Annotated in this window: 16 protein-coding genes; 5 read left to right on the top strand and 11 right to left on the bottom strand. The window is 63.2% G+C overall.

Annotation, left to right across the window (positions count from 1 at the left end; translation table 11 throughout):
- The 6 genes from GXY33_19650 to GXY33_19625 form a co-directional block, all read right to left on the bottom strand.
- Positions 1-376 (bottom strand): hypothetical protein (locus tag GXY33_19650; protein ID NLX07360.1); only part of this gene is annotated, 376 nt, incomplete at its 3' end.
- Between the two features lie 10 nt (positions 377-386).
- A complete protein-coding gene (locus GXY33_19645) occupies positions 387-1898 on the bottom strand; it encodes an O-antigen ligase family protein (protein ID NLX07359.1) in 1512 nt (503 codons plus the stop codon).
- Positions 1899-1904: 6 nt separating this feature from the next.
- Positions 1905-2567, bottom strand: a complete 663-nt coding sequence (locus GXY33_19640) for a CpsD/CapB family tyrosine-protein kinase (GenBank protein NLX07358.1) — start codon at positions 2565-2567, stop codon at positions 1905-1907.
- 17 nt (positions 2568-2584) lie between these two features.
- Positions 2585-4123, bottom strand: a complete 1539-nt coding sequence (locus tag GXY33_19635) for a hypothetical protein (protein NLX07357.1) — start codon at positions 4121-4123, stop codon at positions 2585-2587.
- Positions 4124-4237: 114 nt separating this feature from the next.
- Positions 4238-5443, bottom strand: coding sequence for a hypothetical protein (locus GXY33_19630; protein NLX07356.1), 1206 nt, complete (start codon positions 5441-5443; stop codon positions 4238-4240).
- Positions 5444-5485: 42 nt separating this feature from the next.
- Positions 5486-6226 (bottom strand): tetratricopeptide repeat protein, encoded by a 741-nt coding sequence (locus GXY33_19625; GenBank protein ID NLX07355.1) that lies wholly within the window; start codon positions 6224-6226, stop codon positions 5486-5488.
- A 176-nt stretch (positions 6227-6402) separates the two neighbouring features.
- On the opposite strand from GXY33_19625, the gene GXY33_19620 reads away from it, so the two are divergent.
- Together GXY33_19620 and serS are read left to right on the top strand one after the other, a co-directional pair.
- On the top strand, positions 6403-7023 hold the full coding sequence (locus GXY33_19620) for a DUF3553 domain-containing protein (protein ID NLX07354.1): 621 nt from the start codon (positions 6403-6405) through the stop codon (positions 7021-7023).
- A gap of 78 nt (positions 7024-7101) precedes the next feature.
- Positions 7102-8376: a serine--tRNA ligase gene (gene serS / locus GXY33_19615; protein ID NLX07353.1), complete on the top strand. Its 1275-nt coding sequence runs from the start codon at positions 7102-7104 to the stop codon at positions 8374-8376.
- 121 nt (positions 8377-8497) lie between these two features.
- On the opposite strand, the gene GXY33_19610 is transcribed toward serS, so the two are convergent.
- On the bottom strand, positions 8498-8749 hold the full coding sequence (locus GXY33_19610; protein NLX07352.1) for a hypothetical protein: 252 nt from the start codon (positions 8747-8749) through the stop codon (positions 8498-8500).
- 233 nt (positions 8750-8982) lie between these two features.
- Here GXY33_19610 and GXY33_19605 point away from each other — a divergent pair, with 233 nt between their 5' ends.
- Both GXY33_19605 and aroF read left to right on the top strand, forming a co-directional pair.
- Positions 8983-9552, top strand: a complete 570-nt coding sequence (locus GXY33_19605) for a dual specificity protein phosphatase family protein (protein ID NLX07351.1) — start codon at positions 8983-8985, stop codon at positions 9550-9552.
- 105 nt (positions 9553-9657) lie between these two features.
- Positions 9658-10677 carry a 3-deoxy-7-phosphoheptulonate synthase gene (gene aroF / locus GXY33_19600; protein NLX07350.1) on the top strand — a complete coding sequence of 340 codons (1020 nt, stop codon included), beginning with the start codon at positions 9658-9660 and terminating at the stop codon, positions 10675-10677.
- A gap of 75 nt (positions 10678-10752) precedes the next feature.
- Here the strand turns inward: aroF and GXY33_19595 are convergent, their stop codons facing one another.
- Entirely contained in the window at positions 10753-11793 is a 1041-nt protein-coding gene (locus GXY33_19595; protein ID NLX07349.1) for a hypothetical protein, read from the bottom strand.
- Positions 11794-11978: 185 nt separating this feature from the next.
- Here GXY33_19595 and GXY33_19590 point away from each other — a divergent pair, with 185 nt between their 5' ends.
- On the top strand, positions 11979-12164 hold the full coding sequence (locus tag GXY33_19590; GenBank protein ID NLX07348.1) for a hypothetical protein: 186 nt from the start codon (positions 11979-11981) through the stop codon (positions 12162-12164).
- A gap of 38 nt (positions 12165-12202) precedes the next feature.
- Here the strand turns inward: GXY33_19590 and GXY33_19585 are convergent, their stop codons facing one another.
- From GXY33_19585 to GXY33_19575, 3 genes are read right to left on the bottom strand one after another with little or no spacing between them, the layout of a single operon-like run.
- Positions 12203-13966, bottom strand: coding sequence for a hypothetical protein (locus tag GXY33_19585; GenBank protein ID NLX07347.1), 1764 nt, complete (start codon positions 13964-13966; stop codon positions 12203-12205).
- A gap of 28 nt (positions 13967-13994) precedes the next feature.
- On the bottom strand, positions 13995-15977 hold the full coding sequence (locus GXY33_19580) for a hypothetical protein (protein NLX07346.1): 1983 nt from the start codon (positions 15975-15977) through the stop codon (positions 13995-13997).
- A 21-nt stretch (positions 15978-15998) separates the two neighbouring features.
- Entirely contained in the window at positions 15999-17933 is a 1935-nt protein-coding gene (locus GXY33_19575) for a hypothetical protein (GenBank protein NLX07345.1), read from the bottom strand.
- Positions 17934-17938: the final 5 nt, after the last annotated feature.

Raw genomic sequence — 17938 nt, 5'->3', positions numbered from 1 at the left:
GCCCGCCCGTCTCGCGATACCGCCCAATCACCTCGCGCAGAATCCTCTGGGTCCGGGCGTCCTTGAGGTGCTCGACCAGATCGAGCATCACGCACACCGACCGGTTCTCGCGCATCGCGAAGTGGTACAGCGCCGCGGCCGGATGCTCGGTGTCCTTGATCGGCAGCCCGTCGTCGCGGAACGCGTCGCGAACTCCGTGGATCACGCTCCAATACCACATCGGCCGCCGCATCCGCTGGGCCGCGTCGCGCACCACGTCGAGGGCATAGGCCTCCTCGTAGCTGACAATGGAAATGCACGCGTGCCGAGCCCGCAGGAGAAGTTCAAGCCGCTGAGAATCGCCCATGCCTTCCAGCCTGTTCGCGTTGCCGTTCATCGCTGCCATTCTATCGCAAGGATGCGTCCGCCGCAAACGCCGCGTCCGCCCGATCGGTCCGCGCCGCCGACCACGTTGCCGCCGGCCCGGCCAGCAGGAAATCCATCCCCAGCACCATCCCGCTGAGTACGAAGAACAGCGAGTTGTTGAACGGGTCGACCGAGGTCTCGCGGAACATCGCGTCGATCAGGTAATTGGCGAACATGATCCAGTACAGCACCACGAAGTCCCGCGTCATCCAGCCGCGCCCGGTCGGCGAGAGTCGCCGGTACACCCGCAGACTGACCCGCAGCAGACCGATCAGCACCAGCACGTACAACACCAGCCCGACCACGCCCGTCTCGGTCAGCACGCTCAGGAAGTTGTTGTGCTCCATCTGCTGCGAGGCGAACCGCATGTACACGCTGGCCGGGTCCACGCCTCGCTGCACCGCTGCGTCGCGAAAGTGCCCGAACCCAACCCCAAAAACCGGCTGCTGCGAAAACAGCTTCATGCTGATCTTGGCCAGCCCGACCCGGGCGTAGATCGGATACGGATCGGACACCCCGCCCGTGGCCCGGTCGCGCGACGTCAGGTTCGGCCACAGCACCGCGATCAGCACCACCGCGACCGCGCCCAAACCCGCGAATACGCCCGCCTTTGTCCGCACCCGGCGATTGAAGGCGATGTAGATCACCAGGCAGACCACCATCGCCAGCCACACCGACCGCGTCAGCGTAAAGAAAATCGCCGGAACCATCAGCAGATCGGCGGCATAAACCAGCAGCCGCGCCGGACCGTGCATCCGACCCGCCAGATACAGATTGCTGAAAAAACAGAACACCAGCGTCACGCCGAGACTCGGCGAAACCAGAAACGGCCCGCGCGCCCGGCCCCAGTGGATGCCCAATTCCTGATCCGCAATGTACCGCGGGAAAACCAACTCCCACACGCCGAAATACTCAGCCCACGCCGTCACCGTCAGGTACAGCCCGAACGCCAGGAAAAACCACGCCAGTTTCGCCGCCTGCCGCTCGTCCCGCACCGCCAGATACGCGATCACCATCCCGATGATCGGAAAGTAGTACCCGCCCACCAGGCGAAAGTGCGGCGTCACGTCCGCGATGCTGGCAAAGCCGCTCATCAACAGCGACACCGAAAAGTACCCCGCCATCACCACCGCCAGCTTCACCACCGCCGGCAGCGGCCGCCATGAGACCCGCCCGACCACCAGACTCAGGACCATCACCGTCACCACCACCAGCATGAACAGCCGGTCGACCGTCACGTGCAACAGTCCGCCCGGAAGCGGCGCCCGCCAGAAGAAGTATGAAAAACACGCGCTGGTCACGAACCAGGCCAGCACCAGGGTCAGCGGGTCGCCGAACCGCGACCACATTAACACCACGATCAGCCCCGCCACGCCGATCCAAACCCATAGCAGATGCTCTGCCGGAACCAGCAACGCCGTCGCCGCCGCCAGCACCGCAATCGCCGCCACCGCCAACCAGTCGTTCTTTTCGGCCCGCAACACCCGCTGCATGGGAACTTACAGCCGCCTGTAAAGGAAACCCGGAACGTGGTACTGCTTGCGGTTCAGCACGACCAGCGGAGGCTTGCCGCCCGCACCCTCGATCCGCCGCACCGCCACCGCCGCCGCCTCGCGGCTGGTCCGTCCCGCCCGGATCACCAGCAGCACCCGGTCGCAAAGCCCCACCACAACCTGGGCCTCGGGAAAATGATTGATCGCGGGCGTCTCGACAATCACGTGCTCGTACCGCTCGCCCAGCGTCTTGAACAGCTTCTCAAGGTCGTCGCGGCCCATTCGCCGCACGATCGTCTCGCGATCCTCGCCCTCGACCCCCACGATCACGTCGGGCAGCCGCTCGCCCAGCGACACCGCCGCCTCATCCACCGACGCCTCGCCCGAAAGCACGTCCATCAGCCCCTTTCGACCCTCGACCGCCAGCAGGCCCGCCGCTTGCGGCGAACGCAGGTTCGCTTCGACAAAGACCACTTTGCGGCCCAGCGTCCGCGCCGTCTGCACCGCCAGGGCCAGACCCACCGACGTCTTGCCTTCGCCCGTCTCCGCCGCCGTGATCGCCAGCCGTCGCGGCGGCTCGGCCTGCACGTACAGATTCGTGCACAATTGGGCAATGTGCTCCTCGACCCGCGGATTGACCTCCACCGCACCGACCGATCCGTTGCTCATGGCCTGTCCTCTCGCCTCTACCGTATGATCCCGCCTCGCACCTCGGGCACCGACACCGCCACCGGCAGGCCGAAGTAACGCTCGGCCTGATCGATGCTCCGAACCGAGTGGTCGTAGCTGTCAACCACAAACGCGTAGCTCGTGCCCAGCAGCAGACCCGCCACCCCCGCCACCAGCGTGTACAGCCACAAAATCGGCCGCACCGGACGGTCCGCGTCCGGCAGCGTCGCATCCTCAAGCCGCGTCACCAGGATCTCGCTCTGGGCCATCAGGTGCGTCGTCTCGGCGTTCAACAGATCGTGCCGCCGCTGCTCGTACAGGCTCCTCGCCAGGTCCAACTCACGGACCAGCGACTGATACTCGACGAACAGCGAACTGACCTCGTTGACCGCCCGCTCCTGGTCCTCGACCTGTCGCGCAATCTCCGCCTTGCGGGCCTCCAACGTCACGATGTGCTGGTCAATCGCCTGAAGCTCGCCCAGCATCTCCTGGAGAATCGCCACGTTGGTCCGAAAGACCTCGCCCGCGTTCTGCCGCAGCAGCTTGTAGTCCTCGTTGTACTGCTCCATCAGCGTGTGCCGCACAATCAGCAAGTCAGCCAGTTTCTTCTTGAGCTTGTCGATGATCGGGTTCCGCTTGAAGATCGCCTCGGGCACCACCACGGCCACGCCTTCCAGGTCGCCCACCTCCAGGTTGGTCAAGCCCTTCTCGAAGACCACTTGCGGGACCTGGCGCTTCACCTCCGCCTGAAGGGCCTTGTACTCGCTGATCTCCGCGTCCAGCTTCAGCATGTCCTGCTTGAACGCGGTCAGAATCCGCTGGTGGTACACTTCGCTGTTGGCCGTGCCCAACTGGGCCAGTTCCAGCAGGTTGCCCTTCACCTTCTGGGTAATGAAGTCGTTGAATCGCCTCTCGGCCGTGTCCAGCGTAGTGGTCCGCAGGTCGTCCAACTGCCGCTCTAGAAGTTGTTGGGCCTCCTGCTCGACCTCCGCCCGCCGCTGACGCTCCCGAAGCAGGTATTCCTCAGCCAGGATGCTCGCCGCCCGCTGCGCCCGCTCCGGCGAGCCCGGCTGCTCCACCGCGATCGTAAAAACCTCCGAACGCCCCACGTCCTCGCCGCCCGGCGTGGTCACCTCGACACCACGGCGGAACTGCGAAGCCTCGCGGCCGGGGATCTTGTCTGCCGCCGCCTGCACCTTCGCGTCCCACTGCTCCCACGCCGGTCCCGTCTCCGACGGCTGCTCCGCCAGGGCGTCATCGCTCAGCCGCGCCACCGTCCGCTTGAGCACGTGGTCCGAAAAGATGATCTCCCGCTGGCGTTTGAGAAACACCTCCAGCGGGCTGATCGTATCGGGGGTCTCCTGCAGCAGCGAACCGCTCGATCGGGGCTGACGGGCCGACATCGTCACCCGCGACTCGTAGATCTTCTGCGAGTACGTGCACGCCGCGAACGTCGCCGCCGCGATTACCGCGGTAATCGCCACGATCGCCGCCCAATGGGCGAAAAGTACGCTCGCCAGGTCACGCAACGTCCGACGGGGTTGACCTTCAGGCATAGTGTTTCTTCCTCAATTCCTCTGACTGCCGCCACACCGGAACAATGGCAATTCTAGGCCGCCCTCGGCGTCTTCTCCAACCGCGGGACCAACATCCCGCCGCGCCCCTTGTCTCTACGGCGTCATCATGTTCTGGAAAATCGGGGCCAGGGCGTCGAGCCCGTTCCCGTTCTGCGTCCGCACGCTCTGCGGCGCGTTGTAGAGCTGGTAGCCAAACCCGAATCCCACGCTCGTCGAGTACGGCATGACCGCCCGCACCCCGCGGGTGAAGACCTGATCGATCCAGTCGTTGGCCTTGGTCAGGCCGCTGGGCGGCACGTACACCAGGTCGTAATCGTCCAGCCAGAAGTCGTTGAGCCACGCTTTGGTCGACGGCCGCTTCTTGCCGTCCACCGTCACCATCGACTCGAGAATATCCTCCACGTCCACCACCACCCCTTCCGGCACCGGCAGCCCCTTCCGGCGGATCACCATCACCTTGCTCTTGTCCGCACGGACGTTCAAGCCGCCTGCCATCGATAGGGCCTGCGTCAGCGTGATCATGTTGCCCGCCTCGATCAGCCCCGGACGGTCCACCTCGCCCATCACGAAGATCTTCCGCGGCGCGACCGTCAAAATCTGCACCGTCACCTCCAGTTCCGGAAGCCCCGCCCGCTCGTAGGCCTCGTTCAGATCGCCGTGCAGTTCCTCGATCGTCTTGCCGTACGCACGGATATCCTTGATGAACGGCAGCGTGATATTCCCGTCGGGCTTGACCGGCATCAGACGGCTCTGGCCGCGAGGAGCGGTGGTGATCGCCCGCTTGAGCTCCTCGATCTTCGTATTGGCGGCGGTGAAGGTCACCGTCAAGTCGTTGTCCTTGAAGAACTTCGAATACTTCTCCTTCAACTCCTGTTCGAATTCCCCTACCGTCTTGCCCTTCACGACGGTCTCCCCCTCCACCTCCTGGGCCTCGTAGACCTTGACCTCCCCGACCAGCATCAGCCGGATCGTCCCGTCCGGCGGAATCGTCACCGTCTGGTTGAACTCCGGGTGGTACGGGAACATGATGCTGATCGTGTCCTCGGTGTGGAACCGGTATTCATCCGTCACCAGGTGCTTGACGTGGTAGATGATCTCCAGCATGTCCCCCACGTTCAGGCGGTAATCCGGCAAACTCACCTGCATCGCCGGGATCTCTCCACCCGGACCAAACGGCTGATAGAACGCCGACGTAGGCTCCGGCTGCCGCTGCTCGACCGCCGAACCCTTCTCCTGGCAGCCCCACAACAGGCCCATCGCGCAACAGACCGTCAACAGGGAAAAGACTTTCGATTTCATGACGCTGCATCCCAGCTTATAAATAACACTGATGGCGATCGATTATGGCACGATCCGCGCATCGGGTACGACCATTCTTACTTTATCCAGCATTTCCTGTGCCGACTTGAAGTTGCTGTACTTGCCCACGTAGACCACCTGCAGCGTCGACGCCCCCCGCGGGATCACCTCGGCCCGCGCCGGAATCGACGCCCGCTGAAGCTGATCCAGCCGGTCCGAGGCATTGCTGTGCTTGTTGAACGCCCCCGCCTGGATCGTAAAGTAGCTGTAGTTCAAGCGCTTACGGGCCGACTTGGCCGCCTCGCTGTCCGGAAAATCCCGAATCAAACGGGCGAAAACCTTCCGCGCCTCCTGCCACTTGCCCACCTTCTGCGCCGCGTCACCCAGGCGGTAGAGCACCCAGTCGTTCGGGCTCATCTGAACCAGGTGCTGACTGGCCAGCATGTAGTAGGCGTAGGCCTTGCTGAAGTTGTCCCGCTCGTAGGCGATCGACCCCAGACACACCTGGCAGTTGGTCTTGATCTCGTCCCGGTCGCCCAACTCGATCGCGCAGACGAAATCGCTCTCGGCGTTGTTGATCTGCCCCCGCTTAAGCCGAGTTAAGCCACGAATATAGTACCCCTCAGCCGCCACCGGCGAGCTGCGGTCGGCGTTGATCGCCTGCGTCAGCGTCTGCTCAGCCGCTGTGTAGTTGCCCTGACGGTAGTACCTCTCGCCCCGACGGACCCCTTCGGCGAGATCCTGGTTGACCTGCTGACAGCCCACAAACAGGCCGCAGAGCACCGATATCGCTGCAATAGCTGATTTTCGCGCCATTTTTGCCCTGAAAAAACGATTTCCTTGATTAGAATTTATTCGGACGTACACGAAGGAAAACTTAAATGATTCCCAACCCCCTGCGACGGCCGTTAAACGCCGTATGTCGGGGAAATTTCAGAGGTTGCAGCACAGGATAGTCCATGGATCAGCCTTGGCGAGAAGGCGACGCGGTGGCCAATCCGGTTCGGCCCGAATGGGGCATCGGCCGGATCATCGGCATTGAATTATACCCCGGACAGACCGCCCGGCGCATCCGCATCAACTTCGCCGGCATTGGCGTTAAGACCATGGTCATCCCCCCCGCCCGGCTGGTCCGACCGGGTCAGGCGCCGGCTGATGACGAGCAGCGGCTCAAGGAAAAGCTCGACGCCGATCGGGCCCGTGTCGATGCGTTAACCGCTTTACCTGAGACACTTTACGACCGTTTGGCAAGCCTCGGCGAGCGGGTCGCCGCCCTCGCCGCCCTCTATCGGTTCGCACCCGATGCCCGCGGCATCTTCGACTGGGCGGTCGCCCAACTCGGCGAGAAGGACCCCCTGGCCACTTTCTCAGCCGACCAGCTCGAACAACACTTCGCCGCCTTCGCCCGCCGCCGCGACCGAATGATGCAACAGTTGCACCACCAAGCCCGCGCCGACGGCCGCGAGGAAACACTCGAATCGCTCCTCGACCGCCTCGCGTCGCCCGAGATTCGCCGACGTATCCAAGCGATAATGACCGATAATAACTCAGACCAAAAAAGGGGACATTCTACTTTTTGACCCCTTGGCAGTGTTGGAAACACAGAAACGGGGACGAAAAAGTAGAATGTCCCCTTTTTTAGGAAACGAGGATCAGACATGCTGGACATCCGGTTTATCCGGGAGAACCCGGACAAGGTGAAGTGGGCGGCGCAGGTCAAGCGGATCGAGTGCGACGTGGATCGGCTTTTGGAGATTGATTCGCAGCTTAAGCAAATCAAGCAGGATCTTCAGGACATTCAGACGGCCAAAAACGCCGCGGGCAAGCAAATCGCCAAGGCTCCGGCTGAGGATAAGAAGCGGCTCATCGACGAGATGAGCGAATTGAAGAAGCGCGAGAAGGACCTGACCGCCCGTCAGGAGGAACTGGCGCCGGAGTTCGATCGGCTGATGCTTCGCGTGCCGCAGATCCCGGCCGAGGACGTGCCGCTGGGCAAGGACGATACCGAGAACGTCGAGCTGCGGCGGGTGGGCCAGGTCCGCGAGTTTGACTTTGAGCCGCTCGACCACGTTCAGCTTGGCGAGAAGCTCGGGTTGATCGACGTGGAGCGCGGGGTCAAACTGGCGGGCACCCGCAGCTACATGCTCACCGGGGCTGGGGCCATGCTGCACTGGGCGGTCTTGCGGCTGGCGATGGACCACATGATCAGCCGCGGATATCTGCCGATCTCCCCGCCGCTGCTGGTCCGCGAGGAGGTCATGCGCGGCACCGGGTATTTTCCCGGGGGCGAGGAGCAGGCCTACGCCTGCGAGCGTGACGGCGTCTACCTGGTCGGAACGGCTGAGGTCCCGGTCACGGCGTATCACTCCAACGAAATTCTCGACGAGGCGGCGCTGCCGAAGAAGTTCGTGGCCCTGTCGAGCTGTTTCCGGCGCGAAGCCGGCACGTACGGCAAGGACACCGCGGGCATCTACCGCATCCACCAGTTCGACAAGGTCGAGCAGGTGATCGTGGGGCCGGCTGACGAGGGCAGGAGTGTCGCGTTCCATGATGAGATCCTGGCCAACGCCGAAGCGGTGGTCCAGGCGCTCGGCATGCCGTACCGCGTAGTGGCGGTCTGCACGGGCGATCTGGGCATCGGGCAGGTCAAGAAGTTCGACATCGAGACGTGGATGCCGTCGCGCCAGGCCTACAGCGAGACGCACAGCGCCTCGCGATTCTATGAGTTCCAGGCCCGGCGTCTGAACATGCGGTACCGCGACGCCGACGGCAAGATTCATTTCTGCCACACGCTGAACAACACGGTGATCGCCTCGCCGCGCATCCTGATCCCGCTGCTGGAGCTCTACCAGAACGCCGACGGCTCGGTGACGGTGCCGCAGGCTCTGCGGCCGTACATGGGCGGAATGGAAAAGATCGAACCGCGCGGGTAGAAGGATACAGAAGTCAGAAGCCAGGATGGGCTCCGTTGCACGGATGGCGATCCAGGATCAGACGCACCGCAAACCGCTTGGTTCGTACAAGACACGAAGGAACTCATGTCCTCTGGAACGTTCACTTGCTCGACTCGTACTTGTCGATCAGGGCGTCGGCGAGGGTTTCCCGCTCATCCTCATCGGGCGCCATCCGGATAAGACCGGAAGCCCGTCGTGCGATCGGGCCGATCCTGATCTTGCCAAGCGGCGGCCGTTTCATTGCGTGGATCATTCGCGCCACCATGTTCGAGACGCTGACGCCGCTCGCGGCGGCCAGTTCCCGGGCCAGGGCGATCGTCTCGTTGTCCATGCTCAGCGTCAGCTTGGGCATAGTTCAACTCCCACACGCGATTTCGATCATAGCAAACCTCCAGCACGCCGACAACTCGAATACCTCATGCCCGTAGACACGCAGCCAATCAAGGTTACAATAATGACAGGCCCCGATCGCCGCTTCGGGCGGCGACGCCGGATAGGAAACACAGGAGCTACGCAGAGAGTATGGGATCCCAATTCTGTTCCGTCAGCCGTCGTGGATTGCGCACTTTTCCGGTCGTTCTTTTGTTGGCGGCGACGCTGGTTGGGTGCACCGACGCCCGGTTTCTGTTTTCCGGGCTGGACCTGCCGTTTAATCTGCACGAGCTGGATCCGGGCAAGGCCTACCGCAGCGCTCAGCCGACCGGTTTCGAGCTGGAGAACGCGATCGACCTGCTCGACCTCAAGACGGTGATCAACCTGCGGGGGTACCACGCCGGCGATCCCTGGTACGATGAAGAGGCCCAAATCTGTCAGGAGATGGGTGTTACGCTGGTCGATTTCCGGATGAGCGGCCGCTCGCTGCCCGAGCCGGAGCTGCTCGAGGCGATCGTGGAGACGCTCCAGACGGCCCAGTACCCGATCCTGATCCACTGCCTCGGCGGGGCCGACCGGACGGGCGGGGTGTCGGCGGTCTACCGCATGCTGATCGCCGGCGACGACCGGGCCACCGCCATGCAGCAGCTATCGCCCAGTTTTCTCCATTTTCCCATTCGCTACCCATGCATGGACTATCTCGCGCAGATCTACGAATCGACCGACGAGTGGCTGATCGAGTACGCCGAGAACTACGACCAGTACCAGTGCGGGTACGAATGATCCGCCTTCGGCCGCCTCAGCGACGCCGCCTCTGTCAACTGCACCGTTTGCAGACCCTCCGCCGCCGACTATAATTGCGGATCGGACTTCAGGAAAGGACGCGGCATGATTATCGTCATGGAACCCGGGGCGAGCCCGGAAAGCATCGAGCACGTGGTCCAACTTCTCCGCGAGATGGGCCTGCGCGACCACGTCATACGCGGCACCGACCGGACGGTGGTGGCGGCGATCGGCGACAAGCGGATGGCGGACAAGGGCCGGCTTGAGACCGCGCCGATGGTCGAGCGGATCGTTCCGATCCTGGCTCCGTACAAGATCGCCTCGCGCGAGGTCAAGCGGGAACGGACGGTGGTCCAGATCAAGGAGACCGGCTTCGCCGTCGGCGGGCACAAGCTCGCGGTCATCGCCGGGCCGTGCAGCATCGAGAGTCGCCGCCAGATCATCGAAATCGCCGACGCGGTCAAAGCGGCGGGCGGGACGGCCCTGCGCGGCGGAGCGTTCAAGCCGCGGACCAACCCGTACGCGTTCCAGGGGCTCGGCGAAGAGGCGCTGGAGTACCTGGCTGAGGCGCGCGAGCGGACGGGCCTGTCGATCGTGACCGAGGTGCTCAGCGAGACGGACGTGAGCCGGGTCGCCCACCACGCCGACATCCTTCAGGTCGGCGCGCGGAACATGCACAACTTCCGGCTCCTGAGCGCGGTCGGCCAGCAGCCCAAGCCGGTGCTCCTGAAGCGAGGCTGGAGCGCGACGCTGGAAGAGCTCCTGTTCGCCGCGGAGTACGTGATGACGGCGGGCAACCCGAACGTGATCCTCTGCGAGCGCGGCATCCGCAGCTTCGAGGAATACTGCCGTAACACGCTGGCCCTGGGCATCATCCCGGCTGTGCAGCGGGAGAGCCACCTGCCGATCATCATCGACCCGAGCCACGGCACCGGCCACGCCTACATGGTGCCGGCGATGTGCCGGGCCGCGATCGCCGCGGGGGCGGACGGCTTGATCATCGAAGTTCACAGCGATCCGGAGCACGCCCTGACCGACGGCGCCCAGTCCGTCAAGAGCGACGCCTTCGCCGAGTTGATGCACCAGCTCGCCCGCGTCGCTGAGGCGGTCGACCGCGAAATCTGACCGGACCACGCTCTCGTAGGGCCGGTGGTTCTGACGGGCAACGTCAGGTTCACCCGCCGTCTTCGCCGTGTGGCATCACTCGGCGCCACTGCCGCTCACGCTCTGAATCACCACTTGCCCTCCTTCATCGTGCATGACGCGACCATCCAGGCCAATCGCCGGCCTGCGGGACACGACACTCATGTCTCCACACCCTCGGTCAAGCTCTTTCACTTCCCTTCGATCAAGTATCTTGTTGAAGAAGGGACTTCTGGCCAGTACATCTGCCTCTTCACCCGTGAGCCCGGCGCACGCGTCGCGGACTCCACGAACGAGATTGCCTCGAAGCCTCCAGTGGGTTCTCATCAACCATCCTGCATTTCTGAAACTGACCTCTTTCTGGAGATCAGGAACCACTGGCAGTTCCCCAGTATGCGGAAGGCCAAATGCATGGCCGAGTTCGTGGAGAAGAGCGCCGTAACAGTCTCCACTGATCGACCCAAGGGTTGAGCCCAGGTGTGCCGGCAATGCACGCTCCTTGAGTGGACGCGACAGTAATTCTCTGTCGCCATGCCCCTGTTTGACCGCCTCCGCAAGTTCCGGCAAGACTCTGCCAGCGTACTCCTCATTGCTGTTGAACCGTTCCGGCCGTCCGAGCCTTAGCGATGCGGTACTCACGTACGCAAGGTCTCCTCCGCCTCTCGTGCCCCCCCAGTACAAGGCTCCATCCGACTCCATCTCCAGTGTTTCACGGAAAATAACCACAATAGATCGCCGCCATGCAACTCGGCTGGACTCCGCCATTCCATCAAGGAACTCGGCGTATGCCTGTTTCGAGGCATTCCATGTCATCAACTCTTTCATGGAACGCTGAGTACGGATCAGGCTGAACCTGGCTCGCCCCTTGCGATCTTTCTCAAAGCGAAAAGTCCGCCATGAGTGGCCGTGTCCCCTTAACTGACATGCGAAATACCACTGGGCATACTGAATCCATGCATCGAGCCGCTCCGGAAACTCAGGCCACGGTTTGCGATCGGCAGGCACCAGATAGATGCATCGCACCACGGGCTGGTCCGCTGCGGCGGCGGAACTGCAGAAGCATGGCAAACCGATCAAGCCCAGAATGAGTACAGCCATACATTCTCTCCCGGGTACAGAATGGCTTGGATTGCATGAATAGTATAACAAACAAAGCTGTTGGCAGGAACGCTATTCGAAGAGAAGTGACGTTTTGAAAGGGGTCGCGGCACATACCGCGACGCATACAATTAACTGGATGAGTGGAACAGTGCTTCGAGACGCCCATCCGAGGAAGGTGTGCGATGCGAGGCGTGAGGGGGATAATTCGATGGTTGGGCGGGGGTTTGCTTCTGGCCCTGCTGACGCTGGGCGGCTGCGCGAGCTACAGCGGCTACAGCCGCGGCTTCGACTATGACGCCGATTCCTGGAACAGCAACGGAATGATCGACCGAAACGGCGATCTGGGCGCCCGGGCTAAGATTTACTGAAAACGGTCCGACCGGTTCGGCAGGAGCGGCAACGTCCGTCAGCAGACGGCGACCCGGAGTTCAGCCGATCCGTTGAACGTCAGGCGGAACTCGGCTGTCGTGTGGTCAGGGGAGGTCTTCACGTCGGAACGGATGTCCGCCGGCGCAAGTGAGACCTCGAAGGGTCGCGGCGAGCGAATCTGGATTTCCATCTGTCGCTCGTCCAGCACACCGATGAAGTTGTTGACGTAAATCGACAGGCCCGTCCCATCGTCCGTGGCCAGCAGGAACGCGAGGGCGGGAATGCGGCCGGACAGTTGGAACCCGCCGATCCGGCAGTGAAACTCATCGTCGACCGGCTGGTTCTCGTGGCGATTAAAGACATAGACGCTTCGGCCGACGCAGGCGACCCACGCCGAACCGCTGTCCTGGCGCGGCACATTCTGGTCGAAGAACCGCTTGGCTTCGTCCTCTTTTTTGAACTGCCCGGACTCGACCACCAGCTTGTCCGGCGGCAGGAGCGACGGGTCGGCATACTTGGAGACGACGGGAATCCAGTAGTATCGCGAGGTCTTGGGCACCAGGTCGCTGCCGTGCGTGACGCCGTAGGTGGCTGGGTAAAGATGGCCCATGTAGAACTTCTTCTGTTCGGCGGGCAGCGACCAGAACGACGGCAGCGTGGCCAGGTCGTCGTACATGCCGGTGGCCCAGCTCATCCGGCGGAACATCTCCGGGTTCCATACCGGCGTGGTGTCGTCGGGCAGCCATTTGGTGCGGTAGATGACCTTGACCTGTTCGAGGACCTGCTGCCGGGTTGGGATCGCACCCGGTTCGAGCAGCCGTTTGAGCGTCGGGTGGATCGCCCGCTTGAACGTCTCGGTCAGGTCGAGCGTTTGCGGCAGCTTGACCTTCTTGATCGAGCCGACGTCCGGATCCCACTCGGCATCTGCGGACTCGTTGAACTTGCCGCGGAAGTTCCAGAACCACCCCTCGGTTCCCTCGAAGAAGTAGGCTTGGGCTCCCGCCGACGCGCCGAGGGCCGACATCAAGCTCCACAGCACGTCCGGCGCCTTGGCTTCGCTGCCGGACATTGACCGCCCGCTCCACATCTCACGGAAGCCCGATTCGAACCAGTACCAGCCGGCCTGCGGGTTGACGCCCCAGCGCTCGACCAAACCGGAGGCCCACAGGCCGAACGGCATGCCCTGGTCGGCGTAGGCGGTCTTGGCCCCGTTGGTCTCCCAGAGCGGCACGAACGTTTTCGGACACCGCCGGATCAGGTCGACGAATTCCTCATCCAGCAGCAGCACCTGCCAGAGGTTCGCGTGGTCCCACAGGCTCACCGTCTTGCCGTAGCGGGCGGCCAGCTCGATCGTCCGCATCAGGTAGGCCCGTTCCTCAGCGAAGAAGCCCGCTTCGCCCGCCATCTCGCCGATATGGACCCCGAGCAGGTGCTCGTGCTCGCCGAACATCCGCTCCAGGTCGCCCAGCGGCACCTCCATGTCGGCGTGCCACTCGCGGCAGTTGCGGTCGAAGGCCATGCGGATGTACGGGTGGATGGGGATCGCGTGCTGGTCCGAGAGTTCGAGGATTTCCCGGCGGATCTGTTGCCGGCTGGCGCCGCCGAAGCTGAGGAACCCTTCCGCTGAGCCGATGAAGAACGGGATCATCCGCGAGTAGGGTTTCAGGTCGTCGGGGATCAGTTCCCACGCCGTGGTGAACAACCGGCGGCGAAGCGAACCGTCGCGGTCCTCGAGCTCCAGCTCGCTGGGCACGTAGGCGTAATAGGAGAACCCGAACCACGGCTGACCGTTCGCGTCCATGCCGACTTCCTCTCCTTTGGAGGCGGCGCTACCGCAGGTGGACCCGGTACAGCCGGACGCCGGGCACGAACCGCATGGCCGAGCCGTCGCCCTCGACCGTCTCGTAGACCACGCCCGTGTGGTCGACGTGTTCGATCGACGCGATGGTTCCGTTCTTGAACGTCACCGTTCCCGCCACGCTCGTCATGGGCTTGAACATGATGTTCTCGCCCTGCTTCATATCGCCGGCCTTGCCGACGGCCGTCACCTCGTAGAGCCGATCGCTGATCTTCTCGACAATCACCGTATTGATCGTCCTGGAGGTAATATCGACCGCCAGGTCGGAAAACTCCTTCTTTTGTGGATAGGGTGAGGTGACCGCCCGGAAATGATCGGTGCTGACGGTCAGGATGGCCCGGTTCTCGCCGTGGATGCGAACGACCCGCTCGTTCTGGAAGTTGGCGTCCTGGCAATCCCAGTCGGCGAAGCGGGCCAGGGCCTCGTGGCCGGCCGGCAACGGCTTGATCTCGCACGATCTGAACAGCCGTCCGGCCGCCCGGTAAACGTAGAGCCATGGGGTGTCCCAGTTGCAGTGACACCAACTCAGGTCGTCGGCCATAGTCGTCTCGTTGAGGTAGTGCTCGCGGTCCATCGACCAGACATGCCAGGTCGCTCCGTCGCGTCCCTGCAGCGAGTAATACGCGGCGATGAACAGCGGAAACGGAATCCGCGTCCAGCTCAGCCAGCCCGACCCTTCGCGGATTTCGCTGGCCCAGTGCGGCCGGTCGGCTCCGCCGCGCGGGACGAGAAACGTCGCCCCCGGGTACTTGTACAGGCGGATCCAGCCCCAGTGGAAGATGTCGATGTTGGCTTCGTCGTAGGGATGGTCCTCGACGTACGGCATCAGGTCGCTGTCCATCCACCACTGGCCGGTGGTCCCGTCGATGCCCACCGTGTCGCAGTAGCTGCTCGGGCGCGTCCAGCCGTGGGCGGCGAAGTGCTCGCGCATCGTCCGCTGGTGCTCGGCGTCCATTTCCCAGAGGAACCGAATGTAGTCCGTCCGCCGGGCATCCGAGAAACCGGGGAAACCCTTTTCCTCCACTTCTTCCTTCGGCAGCGAGACCGGGTCAAGCGGCAGCAGTCTCACCGTGCCCGACCCAAGCGACTCGCCGTCGAGCAGTCCCTTTTTTCCCTCCTGAGCCCAGGCAGCCGCCAGTGGCTCATCGCCGTTGTACTTGTCCTTCAGATATCCGTTCCACCGCGCCTTGACCTTGTCCAGAAAGTACTCGGGCATGTGCGCCATGTGGTTGTTGCGGAAGAACGTACTCCAGCTCGATCCTTCGTTGACGACGTTCAGCAACGCCAGTTGCGGGTCCTGGGCCAGTGTCAGCCCGGTCGTCGGATTCCGCAGGTTCAGCAGGTTCGCCGCCCATTCCTTGCGCAGGGCCAGCGACCGCTCGTCGAACACCGGCAGGACCTTGAATACGTGGATCTGCGAACCGTCATCCATGGCGTTGAGTTCGGCCACCGCCTGCGACCAGGCTTGGGCATCCGGCTCCGTTGTCTCGAGCACCGATACGTCGCCCGGCACGAAGTTCTGGCAGACGGTCAGCGTGATGGCCACGTAGATGCCCTTTTCGCGCAGCGCGTCCATCAGGCGGTGGAACTTGTCCACGTTGACCAGCTCGCGCGTGTTCGTGCGATCCGTCCCGCACGGCCGCAGACCCGAGGACACTGCGTTCCCCTTCGCGTCGGACTCGCCCCAGAACGTCCAGTCGATCGCGTGCAGGCGCAGCACGTTGGCCCCGAGAAACTCGAGCTGATCGACCGATTTCCGCAGATGATAGTCCGAGAGGTTCAGGCCGCGGCCCTGGTTGAACCCCCATATCTTGAACTCCTTGCCGTCGGCGACGAACCGCCCGCCGTCGATGGTGATCATGGGCAATTCTCGCACCGGCGCGACGGTGGGCGGCTCGGCTGAAGCGCAGGCCGTGCAGAAAAGGACAACGACGCCGATCAGAATTCGGTTCATTCGGATGCTCCTTCTGGAAAACTACCGCAGGTGGACCCGGTACAGCCGGACGCCGTTGACGAACGGCATCGCGGCGCCGGTGCCCGCCACCGTCTCGATCAGCCGTCCGAGGCGATCGATGTGCTCGATGTGGTCGATCGCGCGGCCCTTGAACGTCACGTCGCCGGTCACGAACAGCCGCGGGTGCAGCGCGCTGTTCTGGCCCTGGACCATGCCGCCGGTCGTGCCGATCGCGGTCACTTCGTAGGCGTCGTCCGAGAGTTTCTCGACGTAGACGGTGTTGATCTGATCGCTGGTCAGGTTCACCGTCACGTCGCTGAAGTCCACCGCGCGGGCGATCGGCGAGACCACCGTACGGAAGTGTTCGGTGTTGATCCGCAGGATCGCGGTCTGATCGTCGCCGCCGCGGCGGTAGACCTGGTCGTTGTTGACGTTGCCCTGCCAGTCCATGAACGTGATCAGGAACGGGCTGCCCTTGGGCAGCGGCTCGATCTCGCACGATTTGAACAGCCGACCGGCCGCCCGGTAGCTGAACTGCCACGCGTAATCCCAGTTGCAGTGCCAGCCGCTGTTCTCGAAGATCGGCATCGGGTCATCCAGCATCCGGTACCGCATCATGTCCCACACGTGCCAGGTCAGCCCGTCGCGACCCTGCAGGCTGTGGTACATCGCGGCGTACATGGGCATGGGAATCCGCGTCCAGCTCAGCGTGCCTGTCCCTTCGCGGAACTCGCTGCCCCATATCGGCCGGTCCGCGCCGTCGGCGGTCAGGAAATTCGAACCGCAGTAGGTGCAGATCCGGACCTTCTCAGCCCGGACTACGTCGTAATACGCCTCGTCGTACGGATGCTCCTCGATGTACGGCATCAGATCGCTGGCCAGCCACATGTGGCCGGTGTCGGGGCCGATCCCGATGGCGTTGTCGCTGTAGATGGTCGGCCGCGTCCAGCCGAGCGAGCGGTAGTGGTCGCGCATGATCCGCTGATGGGCGGCGTCCAGCTCGAAGGTGAACCGGACGAAATCCAGACGCCGGGCTTCGCAGAACACGCCGAAAGACTTCTCCGGCAGTTCTTCCTCCGTGCAGGCGATGGCGTCAACCGGTAGAGGCCGCACCGTTCCGTCGACCAGCGATTCGCCGGGCAGGAGACCCTTTTTGCCCTCCTGCTTCCAGGCCTCCGCCAGTTGCTCGTCGCTGCCGTACTTGTCCCGCAAAAACTCGTTCCATTTGGCGACGAACTTGGCCATGAAGTACGGCGGGAGGTTCTTGAAGAATGCGTTGCGATAGAACGTGCCCCACGAGGAATTTTCGTTGGCCGTGTTGAAAAAGGCCAATTGGGTGTCCTCAGCCAGCTTCACTCCCGTGGTGGGGTTCCGCAGCGAGAGCAGGTCGGTTGCCCATTCCTTGCGGAGCAGCAGCGCCCGCTCGTCGATCGCGGGCAGGCTCTTGTAGAGCTGAAGGTCGGGCCCGGGGGTGTTCAGCTTGTTGATCGCATCGACCCAGGCCTTGGCGTCTTCGGGCGTGGTCTCAAGAATGCTCACGTCGCCCGGCCCGATGTGGCTGCACACGCTGAGCGTGATGGCTACATAGATGCCCTTCTCGCGCATCGCGTCGAGGAACCGGTAGAACTTATCGACGTTCACCAGGCCTCGCGTGCTCTTGAGGTTCGCCCCGCACGGCCGCAGCCCGGTCTCCAGCGGCTCATTGTTCGGCCCGGGCGAATCGCCGCACGTCGTCCAGTCGATCGCGTGCAGCCGCAGCATGTTCACCCCCAGAAACTCCAGTTGATCGGCCTGCTCCTGAAGGTGCAGGTCGCCCAGGTGCAGCCCGCCGCCCTGGTTGAATCCCCATATCTTGAACTCCCTGCCGTCGGCGACGAACTTGTCGCCTTCGATCGTAATCATCGGCAGGGTCTTCTCCGCTGCGACCGGCAACGAGGCAAGCAGCGCAACCGACACGGATA

The sequence above is a fragment of the Phycisphaerae bacterium genome (genome assembly GCA_012729815.1).
Classification (GTDB): domain Bacteria; phylum Planctomycetota; class Phycisphaerae; order JAAYCJ01; family JAAYCJ01; genus JAAYCJ01.
The sequence above is the reverse complement of the archived record's forward strand: the minus strand, read 5'-3'. Positions and strand labels throughout refer to the sequence as shown.